Origin of the sequence: Cytobacillus depressus (assembly GCF_008923245.1) — a bacterium.
Lineage (GTDB): Bacteria > Bacillota > Bacilli > Bacillales > Cytobacillaceae > Cytobacillus > Cytobacillus depressus.
Genome location: NZ_WBOS01000001.1, coordinates 227,324 through 241,820, shown reverse-complemented (window position 1 = coordinate 241,820; position 14,497 = coordinate 227,324). Strand labels below are relative to the sequence as shown.

14 protein-coding genes are annotated in these 14,497 nt (G+C 38.1%); 10 read left to right on the top strand and 4 right to left on the bottom strand.

Annotation, left to right across the window (positions count from 1 at the left end):
- Positions 1–5: 5 nt before the first annotated feature.
- The 4 genes from F7731_RS01140 to cysK form a co-directional block, all read right to left on the bottom strand.
- Positions 6–1,010, bottom strand: a complete 1,005-nt coding sequence (locus tag F7731_RS01140; protein ID WP_151532928.1) for an ABC transporter substrate-binding protein — start codon at positions 1,008–1,010, stop codon at positions 6–8.
- 30 nt (positions 1,011–1,040) lie between these two features.
- Positions 1,041–1,793: an ABC transporter permease gene (locus F7731_RS01135; protein WP_151532927.1), complete on the bottom strand. Its 753-nt coding sequence runs from the start codon at positions 1,791–1,793 to the stop codon at positions 1,041–1,043.
- The gene (locus F7731_RS01130; RefSeq protein ID WP_151532926.1) at positions 1,726–2,568 is read right to left on the bottom strand and encodes an ABC transporter ATP-binding protein; all 843 of its coding nucleotides are present in this window, start codon (positions 2,566–2,568) and stop codon (positions 1,726–1,728) included. The genes F7731_RS01135 and F7731_RS01130 overlap by 68 nt, the downstream gene beginning before the upstream one ends.
- Before the next feature lie 80 nt (positions 2,569–2,648).
- On the bottom strand, positions 2,649–3,578 hold the full coding sequence (cysK, locus tag F7731_RS01125; protein WP_151532925.1) for a cysteine synthase A: 930 nt from the start codon (positions 3,576–3,578) through the stop codon (positions 2,649–2,651).
- 204 nt (positions 3,579–3,782) lie between these two features.
- Here cysK and F7731_RS01120 point away from each other — a divergent pair, with 204 nt between their 5' ends.
- The 10 genes from F7731_RS01120 (at position 3,783) to F7731_RS01075 (ending at position 14,488) form a co-directional block, all read left to right on the top strand.
- Positions 3,783–4,427, top strand: coding sequence for an HD domain-containing protein (locus tag F7731_RS01120; RefSeq protein WP_151532924.1), 645 nt, complete (start codon positions 3,783–3,785; stop codon positions 4,425–4,427).
- Positions 4,424–6,301: an ABC-F family ATP-binding cassette domain-containing protein gene (locus F7731_RS01115; RefSeq protein ID WP_151532923.1), complete on the top strand. Its 1,878-nt coding sequence runs from the start codon at positions 4,424–4,426 to the stop codon at positions 6,299–6,301. Before F7731_RS01120 ends, F7731_RS01115 begins: the two co-directional genes overlap by 4 nt.
- 115 nt (positions 6,302–6,416) lie before the next feature.
- The gene (locus F7731_RS01110; protein WP_151532922.1) at positions 6,417–7,544 is read left to right on the top strand and encodes a conserved virulence factor C family protein; all 1,128 of its coding nucleotides are present in this window, start codon (positions 6,417–6,419) and stop codon (positions 7,542–7,544) included.
- 71 nt (positions 7,545–7,615) lie between these two features.
- Positions 7,616–8,050, top strand: coding sequence for a BrxA/BrxB family bacilliredoxin (locus F7731_RS01105; protein ID WP_151532921.1), 435 nt, complete (start codon positions 7,616–7,618; stop codon positions 8,048–8,050).
- A 60-nt stretch (positions 8,051–8,110) separates the two neighbouring features.
- Positions 8,111–8,899: a class I SAM-dependent methyltransferase gene (locus F7731_RS01100; protein WP_151532920.1), complete on the top strand. Its 789-nt coding sequence runs from the start codon at positions 8,111–8,113 to the stop codon at positions 8,897–8,899.
- A gap of 316 nt (positions 8,900–9,215) precedes the next feature.
- Complete coding sequence (locus F7731_RS01095; protein ID WP_151532919.1) at positions 9,216–10,397, top strand: LL-diaminopimelate aminotransferase; 1,182 nt, start codon at positions 9,216–9,218, stop codon at positions 10,395–10,397.
- Positions 10,398–10,415: 18 nt separating this feature from the next.
- A complete protein-coding gene (locus tag F7731_RS01090) occupies positions 10,416–11,006 on the top strand; it encodes a YpjP family protein (RefSeq protein ID WP_151532918.1) in 591 nt (196 codons plus the stop codon).
- Positions 11,007–11,105: 99 nt separating this feature from the next.
- The gene (locus tag F7731_RS01085; protein ID WP_151532917.1) at positions 11,106–11,876 is read left to right on the top strand and encodes a TerC family protein; all 771 of its coding nucleotides are present in this window, start codon (positions 11,106–11,108) and stop codon (positions 11,874–11,876) included.
- Between the two features lie 91 nt (positions 11,877–11,967).
- A complete protein-coding gene (locus F7731_RS01080; protein WP_151532916.1) occupies positions 11,968–13,179 on the top strand; it encodes an HpcH/HpaI aldolase/citrate lyase family protein in 1,212 nt (403 codons plus the stop codon).
- Positions 13,106–14,488 carry a phosphoribosyltransferase family protein gene (locus F7731_RS01075; RefSeq protein WP_212031132.1) on the top strand — a complete coding sequence of 461 codons (1,383 nt, stop codon included), beginning with the start codon at positions 13,106–13,108 and terminating at the stop codon, positions 14,486–14,488. Before F7731_RS01080 ends, F7731_RS01075 begins: the two co-directional genes overlap by 74 nt.
- The last annotated feature ends 9 nt before the right edge of the window (positions 14,489–14,497 follow it).

Genomic DNA, 14,497 nt, shown 5'->3' with positions numbered 1-14,497 from the left:
TAGTATTATTTTAAATCTTGAAGATGTGATAAATTAATGAGCCCATCAATATTGTTGCTTGGGATATAGCCAGCTTCTTTGCTTATATCGGCCATTTCTTGAATTACCTTTTCATTCACATCTATCGTTACTTGCAGCCTCTTAAAAGCAGCTGCAGTTTCTTCTTTATTTATTTCTTTGCCAGTTAAATCTTTAATATGTTTAATGACAATTTCTTGTGCTTTTTCTGGATTTTCTTGTATAAAGGCAACTGCTTTCTTGTGTGCATTTAGATAAGCTTGAACAAGCTCTTTATTTTCCAAGAATTCATCAGTTGCTGCGACAACTGTATTCGTTGACTCTTTCCCCCAAGCAAATTGGTCCCAGTCAAGCAATAGCTTTCCATTTGCTTGCGTTTCTAGAAAATAGCCCCACGGTTCTTGAGTGGCAGCTGCATCTACGGAGTTTTGGACGAAAAGAGTAGCAGTATCAGCTGGTGCTGCTGCAAAAAGTTCAACAGTTCCTCCGTTTGTTGTTGTATTTAAGTTTACATCTTGCAAAGCTTTCCTTAACATTACATCTTGTGTACTGCCGATAACAGGAATAGCAACTCTTTTTCCATCAAGGTCTGAAAGCTTCTCAATATTGCTTTCTTCATTTGCAACGAGCACTGCCCCGCCATTTACGGCCCCTGATATTATATGAAACTTCGGATTTTTTACGTAAAAATTAAGAAGTGGACCCGGACCGACAGTACCTACATCGATTGCTTTAGTCGTCATCGCTTCCATAAACAAACCGCCATTGCTTACTGTCTTTGTTTCAATTTTGACATTCTCGCCAAACTCTTCTTTAAAATAATTATTTTCAAGTGCAACGATTGTAGCGATATGAGTCAAGTTAGGGAAGTAGCCGATTTTGACTGTCCCACCATCGATTTTATTGTTTGCTTCTTTTCCATTTTGTGTGCAGGCGCTCATCATCCCGATTAATAATAAGGCGCTTACAGCTATAAGTAATTTTTTCATGATTATGACAACTCCTTTGTTATTGTTTGAAGACTAATTCATTCCCCATTTTGTTTGAACAGATCGCTCTAAACGAACAAAAACAATGTTATCCATGATCGTTCCGATAACGGCAATTACAATCATGACGGAAATAACGAGGTCCATTTGACCAAGTGATCTACCTGTTTCTAAAAGCTTTCCAAGTCCGCCGCCTGCACCAAGTAATTCCCCAGCCATTAATGCTCTCCAGGAAAAAGCCCATGCAATTCTAAGACCTGAAAGTAATTGTGGAACAGAGGCCGGCATGATGACCGTCCGAATAAAATGAAAACCAGATGAACCAAATGTTCTAGCTACACGCTGATACAGCCTTGGCACATTTTTAAAGCCGCTCGTTGCACTAATCGTCATTGTCCATGTAGCCCCAATTGTGACGATAAATAAAATCGCAAAATCATTGAGCCCAAACCAGATAATCGCAAGCGGAAACCACACGATACTTGGGATTGACTGGAGAGCTGTCACTAAAAAGCCAAGCGTATCTTCAACGAACTTAAACTTCCAGATTAAATAACCCATGAATGTTCCTAAAATAATAGCTATTAAGAAGCCAATTAAAATTCTGCTGATGCTCACACCAATGGCAGCAGTAATTTGGCCATTTATGATTCCATTAAACATTGTTTCGAATATTTGCGTGAGAGACGGAAACATAAATGCAGGAAGCCCAGAAAATCTAGATGTGATTTCCCAAATCGCCGCTATAATCACGATGAAGCTGATCCGCCTTAAAGCTGTAGTCATCTCCCATTTCCTCCTTCAAGACTTTTTCAATTTCCTCCTCTAAAATCGAGAGAATTCTTTGTTCAGAATGAAGTGTTACACTGTCTGGCATGACTCCATCCTTTGCTGATTGTATAGTAATCATTTCTTTAATTTTTCCTGGACGGGTAGCAAACACAATGACTTTTTCCGATAACAGAACAGCTTCGCGAATATTATGAGTGATAAAGAGAATCGTTACTTTTGTTTTGCGCCATATATCAAGCAACTCTTTATGAAGAACCATTCTTGTTTGCTCATCAAGGGCTGAAAACGGTTCATCCATAAGTAATATATCAGGCTCCATGACTAGTGCCCGTGCAATAGCAACTCTTTGCTTCATCCCACCGGATAGCTGATGGGGGTAGGAATCCGTATAGCGGCTTAAATGAACCATTTTTAAAATTTCAAGCGCTTTCGCTTCTGCTTGCTTTTTCGGGATTTTTTTCAGAAGTAAACCATATGTGACATTTTCGAGTACGGTCAACCAAGGAAATAAACCTGCTTCTTGAAACACGACGACTCGATCTGGTCCTGGTTGATTTACGCTGTTTCCTTCAATGTGAATTTCGCCATCATCTGCTTTTTCCAGTCCCGCAATTAAATAAAGTAAGGTTGATTTTCCACAGCCAGAAGGACCGACAATGGAAATAAAGTTGCCTTTTTCAATATTAAGGCTGATGTTATCTAAAACTTTGACTCTATCATTCTTCTCATTAACAAAGCTTTTACTAAGGCGATCGATTGTTAAATACATATTTACACCTCATCATAATCTGAATTATTCGTATGAAATTAATCGGATTTCATTGTAAAGAAAACAGGAACATTCCGTTCCTAATTTTCAAAAAGATCACTTGATAAATATCGTTCACCCGTATCTGGGGCGATACAAACGACCGCATCTGTTGGCTTTAATCTTTCGGCAACCTTTAGAGTCGAGTATACGGATGCTCCACCAGAAGGACCTAGTAAAATGCCTTCTTGAGCCGCAAGCCTTCTTACTGTTTCATATGCTTCTTCATCTTTTATTTGAAATATTTCATCGTACACAGACGTATTTAAAATGGAAGGGACAAAACCTGGGCTCGTGCCAACTAGTTTATGTTTGCCAGGTTCACCGCCTGATAATACAGGAGATCCTGCGGGCTCAACAACATGAACCGTAATGGAAGGATCATATTTCTTTAATTCTTCTCCTGTTCCTGTAATCGTTCCGCCCGTACCTGAAGTTCCAACAAAGGCAGCGAGCTTCTTCCCATGCTCTTCCATAGCCGCTATGATTTCGCGTGCTGTTGTTTTTCGATGAATATTCGGATTAGCCTCATTTTCAAACTGCATAGGTACAAAGCTATTTGGTGTCACAGCTGCTATTTCGCGTGCTTTGTTTATTGCACCTGGCATTTTTTCATCACTAGGTGTGAGGACGACTTCGGCTCCGTATGCTTTTAAAATATTGATTCGTTCAGCTGTTGCTGAATCAGGCATGATAATAATCGCCCGATAACCGCGGGCAGCCGCATTCATCGCAAGGCCAATTCCTGTATTGCCTGAAGTTGGCTCAATTATTGTTGCGCCGCTTTTTAAGAGTCCAGCATTTTCCGCTTCGACAATCATATTATAAGCTGCCCGGTCTTTCACGCTCCGGCTAGGATTGAAATATTCAAGTTTTACAAAAACTTCAGCTCCGTCTTTGGAAGGAAGTCTATTTAATCTTACTAACGGGGTTTCTCCAATTAATTCGGCAATATTATTTACGACCTTCATCGTTTCACCTACATTTTATTTTATGAACAATACTTTTTTAACTATATTACCAGATTGATATCTCATTATCCATACCTTTTTACTTGGATTAAGTGAAAAGTTTATTTTTTTAGTTTGGTTGATTGACTGAGCGTGTAATTTTTTTAACTATCTCATACCTTCATGGTAAAATAGTTCTTGATGATTAGCGAAGGTGGAGTTGTTATGCAAACAGTTATACAAACAACAGAAGACTTTGTACGAAATCTTCTTGGCGAAGATAGTACAGGTCACGATTGGTTTCATATTGAACGGGTGCGCAGAAATGCTTTATATATATGTGAAAAGGAAGGAAAAGGGAACCAATTTATTATTGAAATGGCTGCTTTACTCCATGATGTTCCCGATGAAAAGCTGAACTCCTCAAAAGAAGAAGGGGAGAAACAACTATTCGAATTTCTTGAAGTACTAGAACTTGAACAAAAGGTTAGAGCTCAAATTATCGAAATCATCGGTTCAATTTCTTTTAAAGGCGGAAAAAAATCCGTTTTAACTAGTATAGAGGCAGAAATTGTCCAGGATGCGGACAGATTGGATGCTATTGGTGCGATTGGCATTGCAAGAACTTTTGCTTATGGTGGGAAGAAAGGACAACTCATATATGCGCCCAATATTCAAGTAAGAGAAACGATGTCTGAAGAGGAATATCGCAAAGGGAAATCATCTTCTGTTCACCATTTTTACGAAAAGCTGCTGAAGCTGAAAGACTTGCTGAACACGGATTCGGCAAAGGAAATAGCAAATAAGCGTCATCAATTTATGGAAAATTATCTTGAAGAATTTTTTAATGAATGGAATGGTCAATTTTGAAAATGATTTCAGTTGAAAATATTACAAAAACATATGGGGAGAAAGAGCTTTTTAATGATATCTCTTTCACGATTTCTGAAAGAGACCGGGTTGGTTTAATTGGTGTAAATGGGACAGGAAAGTCATCCTTGCTGAAAATTGTGGCAGGGGTTGATCTCCCTGATTCTGGAGAAATTTTGACACCGAAAAATTATACTATATCATATTCTGAACAAGAACCTGATTTGGATCCTCACATGACAGTTCTAGATCAAGTTTTTGCAGGAGATGCCCCCGTCTTAGTTTTGTTACGGGAATATGAGCAGGCCTTGATTCAAATGAACAAAGAACCTGAAAATCAAGGTTTTCAAGAAAAGCTATTTGAACTGCAAAAGCGAATGGATGCGTTAAATGCTTGGGATGCAAGCACAAATGCAAAATCTATTTTAACAAAGCTCGGAATTGCAGATTTTAATAAGAAAATTGGTGAGCTTTCTGGTGGTCAAAAGAAAAGGGTGGCACTCGCACAAAGCTTAATTCAATCACCAGATTTGCTTATTCTTGATGAGCCGACAAATCATCTTGATTATGATTCCGTCAAATGGCTTGAAGAATATTTAGGCAGATATCAAGGCGCACTCCTGTTAGTTACCCATGATCGCTATTTTCTCGATAGAGTGACGAACAGGATGTTTGAGCTAGAAGGCGGACAGCTTTATAGCTACAAAGGGAATTATGCGGCCTTTTTAGAAGCAAAGGCAATCCGTGAAGAGAATGATGCTGCAACCATTGAAAAACAAAAAAATCTCTATAGAAGAGAATTGGAATGGATTAGAAGGGGAGCAAAGGCACGGACGACAAAGCAAAAAGCAAGAATCCAGCGATTTGAAAGCTTAGATCATCAGCTAGCATCTGTGAAATCCTCTGAAAAGCTAGACCTGTCTCTAAGCGGGAGCAGACTCGGTAAGCAGGTTTTTGAATTGAAATCTGCCTCGAAGAAATATGGCGATCAAGTCATATTAAACGACTTTGATTTGCTTGTGAAACCAGGAGACCGGATGGGCATTATCGGTAGAAATGGCTCAGGAAAATCGACACTAATGAATGTTCTTGCTGGAAAAATCCCATTAGATTCTGGTGAAGTAATCATCGGCCAGACTGTGAAAGTCGCTTATTATACACAAGAAAGCGAAGACATGGATGAAAATAAGCGCATGATTGAATATTTAAAGGAAACGGCACAGGTTGTGGAAACATCTGACGGAAAGACCATTTCCGCGGCGCAAATGCTGGAAAGGTTTTTATTCCCTTCCTATACCCATGGTACCCCAATCAGAAAACTTTCTGGTGGCGAAAAACGCCGGCTATATTTATTGAAAATATTAATGTCTGAGCCGAACGTATTGCTTCTTGATGAACCGACGAATAATTTGGACACACAAACATTAACAGTTCTAGAAGATTATCTTGAAGATTTTCCAGGTGTTGTGATTACTGTATCCCATGATCGTTATTTTCTTGATAAGGTGGCCGATCAGCTTATCATCTTGAATGGGAATGGGCTTATCGACTCCTTTTATGGAAATTACACGGAATATCTAGAAAAAGAAGCTGAGAAGTCCATTGTTCAAGAAAAAGCAGCGGCACCGATACAAAAGGAAAGAGAAAAACCGAAAAAGAAAAAGCTTAGCTACAATGAACAAAGAGAATGGGACGGCATTGAGGATGCGATTGCAGGTGTAGAAGCACGCTTGGAAGAAATAGCTAAAGAAATGACGAACACGGGCAGCGACTTTGAAAAAGCACAAAAGCTAATGAACGGGGAAGCAGAATTAAACGAAAAGCTTGAGCATTTGATTGAGCGCTGGACCTACCTTTCTGAGCTAGTAGAATAATTGTCTACCTTGATAATTTATTTAGTTTAAGCATGATAGACATGTAGCTTCACCACTTTATGTTAATATAAGTATAAGTTTACATGCTGATTATAGTGTAAAGGGTGATTTTGCCGTGAAAATATTATCAATTGAACCAACTCCAAGTCCAAATACGATGAAAGTTATTTTGGATGAAGAGCTGCCAATGGGGAAAAGCAATAATTATAAAAAAGAGAATCAAGAAGGCGCACCTAAGGTCATTCAGGAAATCCTCAATATAGATGGAGTGAAAGGTGTTTATCATGTAGCTGATTTTTTAGCTGTGGAACGGAACGCCAAATTTGATTGGAAGGAAATCCTTCCGCAAGTTAGAATGGCTTTCGGAGAATCAGCAGAAGCTGAAAATGATAATCTATCGAAGACAAATGACCATTTTGGTGAAATCAAAGTGTTTGTCCAAAAATATAAAGATATTCCGATGCAAGTAAAGCTGACAGACGGCACGGAAGACAGACGTTTTGGACTGCCGGAAGTGTTTATGAATGCCTTGTCGCGTGCTCAGTCAAAAGACGATAATGTCGTTTTAGCCCGTAAATGGGTAGAAGTGGGGGTCCGGTACGGAGAATTTGATCAAGTAGGGGAAGAGGTTGTTGAGGAGTTAATGGCAGCCTATCCGGATAGCCGTCTTAACCAACTAGTTGATCAGGCTGAAAATCCTGAAAAAAGTGATCAAAAGCAAGCTCGAAAGCGCATGAAATTAAATGTTTCTGATTTAGAGGATTCTGATTGGCGGATAAGGTATCAAAAGCTTGAGCAAATGGATGATCCCGAAATTTCCGATTTGTCAGTTTTAGAAAAAGCATTACAGGATGAAAAGGCGTCCATTAGAAGACTAGCTACCGTTTATTTAGGCATGATTGAAGATAAACAAGTTCTTCAGCTACTCTATAAAGCGTTGAAAGATAAAACTGTCACGGTAAGAAGAACAGCAGGCGACTGTCTTTCTGATTTAGGCTTTAAAGAAGCCATGCCAGAAATGATGGAAGCATTAACGGATAGCAGTAAGCTCGTTCGCTGGCGTGCAGCGATGTTCCTATATGAGGTTGGAGATGAGAAGGCTCTCCCTGCACTTAAAGCAGCTGAAAATGATCCAGAATTTGAAGTGAGTATGCAAATAAAGCTGGCTATTGAAAGAATCGAGCAAGGTGAAGAAGCGAAGGGTTCTGTCTGGAAGCAAATGACAGAGGCAAGAAAGAATTAGTTCTTTTTGAAAAATAGCATAGATTATAGTATCCTTATCCATACAAATGATGAACGGGAGATGTGTTAAAGATGTCAATGGCTTATGAAGAATATATGAAGCAAATGGTTAAACCGATGAGACAGGAGCTTGTTCAATCTGGATTTCAGGAGTTATTAACTACTGAAGAGGTTGAACAATTTATGGAAAATGTTGAAGGGACAACACTCGTTGTTGTTAACTCTGTTTGTGGCTGTGCAGCAGGGCTTGCAAGACCAGCGGCAACTCAAGCTGTAGTAAGAGGCGAAAAGCAGCCAGACCATTTGGTAACCGTTTTTGCTGGCCAGGAAAAAGATGCGACAGCAAAAATGCGGGAATACTTTGTTGGATTAGAGCCTTCTTCCCCATCGATGGCTTTATTAAAGGGAAAAGAGGTTGTACATTTTATCCATCGTCATGATATTGAGGATCACTCTATGGAAACGATCATGGAAAACCTTTTAGCTGCATTTGAAGCAAATTGTTAATAGAAATGGAATTGGATGTCTAGCGACGTCCTTTTCTTTTTTCTTGATAAGGAGAAAGAAATGATTATTACAACTGCTGGCAGAACAAATGAAGAAATGAATGCTCTTGCCATCAATATCGCTAAGGAATTAAATAGCAAATATGTCTTCAGAAGAAAGCGATCTGTGGCGGCGATTCAAGAGGCAGAAAAGGATGATTGTATCGTTGTCGGCAACGAAAGGCTCGAGCTTTATCTGTTTGGCGAAAAAGACCCTTTCTTTTTTCACCCAAATTCAGCTATGTTCAGAATCAAACGTTTGCTAAAAGGGGAACATGATCCTTTTATTGAAGCCGCCTGTTTACGACCAGGAAAAACAGTTTTAGATTGCACATTAGGATTAGCATCAGATAGTATTGTTGCAAGTTTTGTTGTCGGTGTTGAAGGGCGAGTGACAGGTATTGAAGGAAATCGATATTTAGCCTATTTAGTGAAAAAGGGTTTGCAAGCTTGGGATTCGGAAATATCAGTAATGAATGAGGCAATGGAGCGCATTGAAGTCGTCAATTCCCTTTCATTATCTTATCTTAAAAATCTTCCCGATAATAGCTATGATATCGTTTATTTTGATCCGATGTTTGAGGAGCATATTCTTGAATCTGATGGGATAAAGGCGTTAAGCCGCTTTGCAGTCTATGAGGATTTAACTCATGAATTAATCGGAGAAGCATATAGAGTTGCAAAAGAAAAGGTTATTTTAAAAGATCATTTTCGCAGTGAGAGATTTAAAAAATATCAATTTGAAGTATTGATCAGAAAATCATCAAAGTTTCATTTTGGGGTTTTACAAAAGAAGGAGAGTATCATTTAATCGTATAATACTCCCTTCTCTTTTTTGCTTTTTAATCCGTAATAGACAAATAAATAAAATACCCAAGCATCAATATCATAAGTGCCACAATAGCAATGGACCAATCCATAGAAATATCCCCTTTCATTGTATCTATTTAAAGTTATATGGATTTTTCCAAATCCTATACCCACTAAAACAAACTTTTAAAACAAACTTTTAAAACAAACTTATTTTACAATTGCGTGAAAAAATGAAACCATTTTTCCTTTTTCTCGTATTAGGAAGTATAATAGAATAATAGAAATTGAAACCGTTAATTTGAGAGGGAAAATAAATGAATATTTCAACTGCAGACAGAATGAATTCTTTTCAAGAAAGTATATTTTCAGAATTAGCTTATTATAAAGAGTCGAAAATTTCTGAAGGTCAGGAGATTGTTGACTTAAGTATTGGCAGCCCTGATACAGCACCACCTGCGATTGTAATGAAAACGATCGCTGAAATGGCGATGAACCCTCATTTATATGGTTATACGATGAAAGGGACAGGTGAATTTTATGAAGCGGTTAGCCATTACTATAAACGAAGCTTTCATGTGACGCTTGATCCAAAAATAGAAGTATCCCTGTTAATGGGCTCTCAAGATGGATTAGTGCATTTCCCGATGGTTCTTTGTAATCCTGGTGACTATGTGCTCGTTCCTGATCCCGGGTATACTGCATATGAAACAGGAATAAGCATGGCGGGTGCTAAACAATATCCGATGCCGTTAAAAAAAGAAAATCATTTTCTTCCTGATTTCTCAGAAATACCAGAGGAAATTAGTAAAAAAGCAAAGCTAATGATTTTAAATTTCCCTGGAAACCCTGTTCCGGTGATGGCTACGAAAGAGTTTTTTGCCGAGGCAATCGTTTATGCAAAAAAATATAATATCGTTATTTTGCATGATTTTGCTTACTCTGAGCTTTATTACGAGAGCAAACCGGTAAGCTTTCTTTCTGTTGAAGGAGCGATGGAAGTCGGCATTGAAATGAATTCATTATCAAAAAGCTTTAATATGGCCGGCTGCCGAATTGCTTACGCAGCGGGAAATCCGAAAATTATTGCTATGCTTGCTAATTTCAAATCAAATGTCGATTATGGTGTGTTTTTTCCTATCCAAGCGGCGGCTGTGAAGGCATTGACAGACGAATCGGATTTTTTAAGTAAACTTCGCGAAATGTATAAAAATCGAAGAGATGTTCTTGTGAATGGTTTACGTGAAATTGGCTGGAATGTAAGTTCTCCAAATTCTTCTATGTTTATTTGGGCGGAAGTTCCGAAGGGCTTTACGTCAAAGGAATTTGCCATTGAATTAATCAACCGTGCCAATGTAGTAGTCACACCTGGGAATGCTTTTGGGTCTTGGGGTGAAGGTTATGTGCGCATAGCTCTCGTTCAGTCAGAAGAATTGCTGACTAAAGCGGTAAATAACATTAAACAATCAGGGATTATGAAAGCAGTCTCGAATAAGTAAAGGCAGGAGGTTTTATTAATGCCAAAATGGCTACGGAAATCGCTCGTCGTCATGGTAACCATACTAACCTTTGGTTTGGTGACACCTTCTTACGATCATGCCGATGCAGTAAAAACACCGAAAAAAGATATTTTTGACTTTCTAGCAGATGAGAATAGAAACAATTCTTCTTTGAGCGAAGAAGAAGATGTTGGGTATATTAGTAAAGATGATTTTGTTAAGCAAATGCTCATTGCTGCTGAAGCTCAATCATTTACTAAGTTTGGCACAAGAATTAAGCCAGTCATCGAAAATGAATTTTCTGAAGTCATCTTACCTAATATTGAAAAGGCAATCCAAAATGTTGCAGCTCAATATCCAGAAGAGAAGTTGGCCTGTTTAACAGTATCAGAAGGTCCAGGCAAAGGGCACTCAGAGAAAATTTTTAACATTAAAAATGAAAAAACAAACGAGGATGTAATTCGTTTTCATGTAAGAAGGGATCAGCCGCCGCAACAAGGCTACTGGTTTAATTTTCACTACCATACTCATCATGATCAATTTCAAGCCCATCATGATTTAGGCAGCATTTATTGGGATAAAAACACTCCTCCGAAATGGATGAGCTAAAAATTAATAGAGTAAATGAAACCTTTTTATTCATCCTTCGTATATAAACAATAAACATTTATACTCAAAACTATATATAGCAGGGGGAACAATCAAGAAATGACAATATTAGAAGGTATACTACATACCTATTCGCAATTTTTTAATTGGGAAATGTGGGTAGAAGTTTTATCTAATCCAGTTAGCTGGGGATTAATAGGAACACTGATTATTTTAGAAGGACTTTTATCTGCAGATAATGCCCTTGTACTCGCTGTGATGGTTAAGCATTTACCAGAAAAGCAACGGAGGAAAGCTTTATTTTATGGACTTCTTGGTGCATATCTATTCCGCTTCATTGCTATTGGAATAGGTGTATTCTTAATCGAACTTTGGTGGGTAAAAATATTAGGTGCTGGCTATCTAGCATGGCTCTCTATCAAATACTTTATTGATAAAAAGAAGGAAGCAGATGCTGAGGAAGATGAAATAGAAGGAATGAAACAAGGGGGATTATTAATTCGCCTCTTTGGCACATTCTGGGGAACAGTCGTGGCAGTTGAGTTAATGGATATTGCTTTCTCTGTTGACAGTGTATTAGCTGCATTCGGTGTTAGCCAGGAAATCTGGATATTATTATTAGGCGGAATGCTTGGTGTTTTAATGATGCGTGGAATTGCCGGAGTGTTCCTAAAGCTGATTGATCGCGTTCCGGAACTAGAAACAGCGGCATATGTTCTTATTTTGATTATTTCTGTGAAAATGCTGCTTGGTGTAGCGGGCCTTGAATTTGACCATATGTATTTCTTTATTATATTACTCGTAACATTTGCAGCAACTTTCATTGTCCATTTTATGAACAAGAAGAAAGAAGCAACGAACGAAAAATAGAATATTATTTAGATGAGAAAAGGGAACAGACGAATGTCCGCTCCCTTTCTTTTTATCCTTTTTACAACTTATTGGAAATGAGGCAAACGGGATGAGATTGTTTTCAAATCTTAGTGATACAGCTTGCAATGAAATTTTTCATATAAAACCAAGAGAGTTTTCAAAGAATTCTAGTAAAGAAATTTTATCATATGCACTTGGGGCCACATTATATATGCCAGCGACAAGACCAAATATTTATCAGGATTTAATCACGAAAAAACATGCAGGACTCACCTCTATGGTCATTTGTTTAGAGGATGCCATTGGTGACGAAGAGGTGGAAAAAGCTGAATCAATCCTCATACAGGAGCTTAATAGTTTGAGAGATGATATGGATAAAGGTCTTTTGAGCGAAGAGGATCTTCCGTTAATGTTCATTCGAATCCGTAACAAGGAACAGTTAAGACGGATAAGACACCAAGGATCAAAAGGGTTAGATTTATTAACAGGCATTGTAATCCCAAAGTTTTCGCCCTTAACAGGCAGAGAAGTATTACAGGAAATTAGAGCGCTTAATTACGATGGCTATCGGCTTTTTGCCTTACCCATTTTGGAAACGAAGAAAGTGATTGAAAAGGAAACACGGCTTGATGAGCTGCTAGCAATCAAAAAACTTGTAGATGAATATGAAGATTTAATCTTAAATATTCGCATTGGAGCCACAGACTTTTGCGGCTTATATGGAATCCGTAGAAATTCGGATACAATTGTTTACGATATCGCAGTGATTCGTGATTGTATTTCCGATATCGTCAATCTATTTTTACGTGCGGATCAGCCATATGTGATATCGGGTCCTGTTTGGGAATATTTTTCTTCGAAGGAAAGAAGGCTAAAGCCGCAATTAAGACAAACACCTTTTCGAGAGCGATTCGGCCAAACGGGCATACATTACAGATCAGAGTTAATCGATAAACAGCTTGACGGACTCATTCGGGAAATATTGATGGATATAACAAATGGCTTAACAGGAAAAACAATTATTCATCCTACACATATAAGACCTGTTCAAGCGTTAAATACAGTGTCATATGAAGAATATTTAGATGCAAGGAACATTGTTGATATGGCAAATGGTCATATTGGCGTGGTGAAGAGCCATTTTTCCAATAAAATGAATGAAATCAAGCCCCATTACTATTGGGCACAAAAGATTCTCTTAAAGTCAGAAGTTTACGGGGTGCTAAATGAAGAATACACATACATTGACTTACTCACTAACGAAATATACGCTTCCAATCCTCAACCAGTTAAGCGTTAATATTGAAATTACTAATAATCCATATCAGTTGCCTATCGATGATTTATTTACGATGGCAGCTAGAATCAATAAAAAAAGGTCTTTTTTATTTGTAAGCAAGGTTTTAGGCAAACATATTCCCATTGAACCGGAAAAAGGATTAACTTGTGGGGCTTTGCTAGCCAATCGGTACTGGGAAACAATTACTGGAGCTGAATCAGAGTTAAGGGAAAAGTTAGTTTCCTCTTTTTTGAGTCATTCAAAAACAATTGCTAATCAGCCTTTTATTAATGAACAATTAAATCCTGTCATTATCGGTTTTGCCGAAACTGCTACTGCCCTTGGACATGCCTTTTTCCAAAATTTCCAAAAGGCGGACTTCTTCCACACGACGAGAGAGCATCTAATAGGGTTAGAACCGGTTATCACATTTGAGGAGGAACATTCCCACGCAACCTCCCACCGTTGCTATGTAGACGAATCAATGTTAAATAATCAGCGGGAAATCATTCTTGTTGATGATGAAATGACTACCGGGAAAACAGCCATTAATATTATTCGCTCCATTCAAGCAAAATTCCCTAGAGATAAATATACAGTTGTATCGATTTTGGATTGGCGTTCAGAGGAAGACTTATATTCATATGAAAATCTTGAAAGAGAGCTTGGGATCTCTGTTCGATCTGTAAGTTTACTAAAAGGGATAATGACAAAGGTTGGATCTTTGGAAATTGAAGCTCAATCTACGGAGCTATTTCAGCCTTCTAAAGTAGCACAATCTGTTCATCAAATCTCTTTAGATTCCGCTTTTTCAGAGGAAATGCAGAAGATTAATTATTCTTCTATTACTTTAGAAGGAAAGATAAAACAACTTCCTTATATGAAAGAGACTGGTAGGTTTGGTTTACACTCCCGTTTAAATCAAGAGTTAAACAAATCTATGGAGGAAATGGGGAAATATTTAAAGGAAAAAAGGTTAGGAGATAAAACTCTATGTTTAGGGACAGGCGAGTTTATGTATTTGCCAATGAAGATCGCTTCCTTTATGGGGACAGGCGTTTCCTATCAATCAACAACAAGAAGTCCTATTTATATCGAAAATCGTGATGGTTATGGAGCGCGATTCGGCCTTGCTTTTCCTAACCCAGATGATAGGAAAATAGCTCACTTTGTATATAATATTCCGCCTTATGAATATGACGATCTATTTATTTTTATGGAAAGAGCCGTATCGATGGAAGACCTTCAGCCAATGCTGAATGAACTGAAAAAGACGGGCATCAAAGATGTTAAAGTGGTTTTCTTTAGTGGAGGTAAAGGAATTGAATAGTCAAATAGA

What these genes read in the sequence shown, in the direction of transcription:
- F7731_RS01135 (WP_151532927.1), bottom strand. Translation starts at nt 1,793, where the DNA reads ATGACTACAGCTTTAAGGCGGATCAGCTTCATCGTGATTATAGCGGCG.
- F7731_RS01130 (WP_151532926.1), bottom strand. Translation starts at nt 2,568, where the DNA reads ATGTATTTAACAATCGATCGCCTTAGTAAAAGCTTTGTTAATGAGAAG.
- cysK (WP_151532925.1), bottom strand. Translation starts at nt 3,578, where the DNA reads ATGAAGGTCGTAAATAATATTGCCGAATTAATTGGAGAAACCCCGTTA.
- F7731_RS01120 (WP_151532924.1), top strand. Translation starts at nt 3,783, where the DNA reads ATGCAAACAGTTATACAAACAACAGAAGACTTTGTACGAAATCTTCTT.
- F7731_RS01105 (WP_151532921.1), top strand. Translation starts at nt 7,616, where the DNA reads ATGTCAATGGCTTATGAAGAATATATGAAGCAAATGGTTAAACCGATG.
- F7731_RS01100 (WP_151532920.1), top strand. Translation starts at nt 8,111, where the DNA reads ATGATTATTACAACTGCTGGCAGAACAAATGAAGAAATGAATGCTCTT.
- F7731_RS01095 (WP_151532919.1), top strand. Translation starts at nt 9,216, where the DNA reads ATGAATATTTCAACTGCAGACAGAATGAATTCTTTTCAAGAAAGTATA.
- F7731_RS01090 (WP_151532918.1), top strand. Translation starts at nt 10,416, where the DNA reads ATGCCAAAATGGCTACGGAAATCGCTCGTCGTCATGGTAACCATACTA.
- F7731_RS01085 (WP_151532917.1), top strand. Translation starts at nt 11,106, where the DNA reads ATGACAATATTAGAAGGTATACTACATACCTATTCGCAATTTTTTAAT.
- F7731_RS01080 (WP_151532916.1), top strand. Translation starts at nt 11,968, where the DNA reads ATGAGATTGTTTTCAAATCTTAGTGATACAGCTTGCAATGAAATTTTT.
- F7731_RS01075 (WP_212031132.1), top strand. Translation starts at nt 13,106, where the DNA reads ATGAAGAATACACATACATTGACTTACTCACTAACGAAATATACGCTT.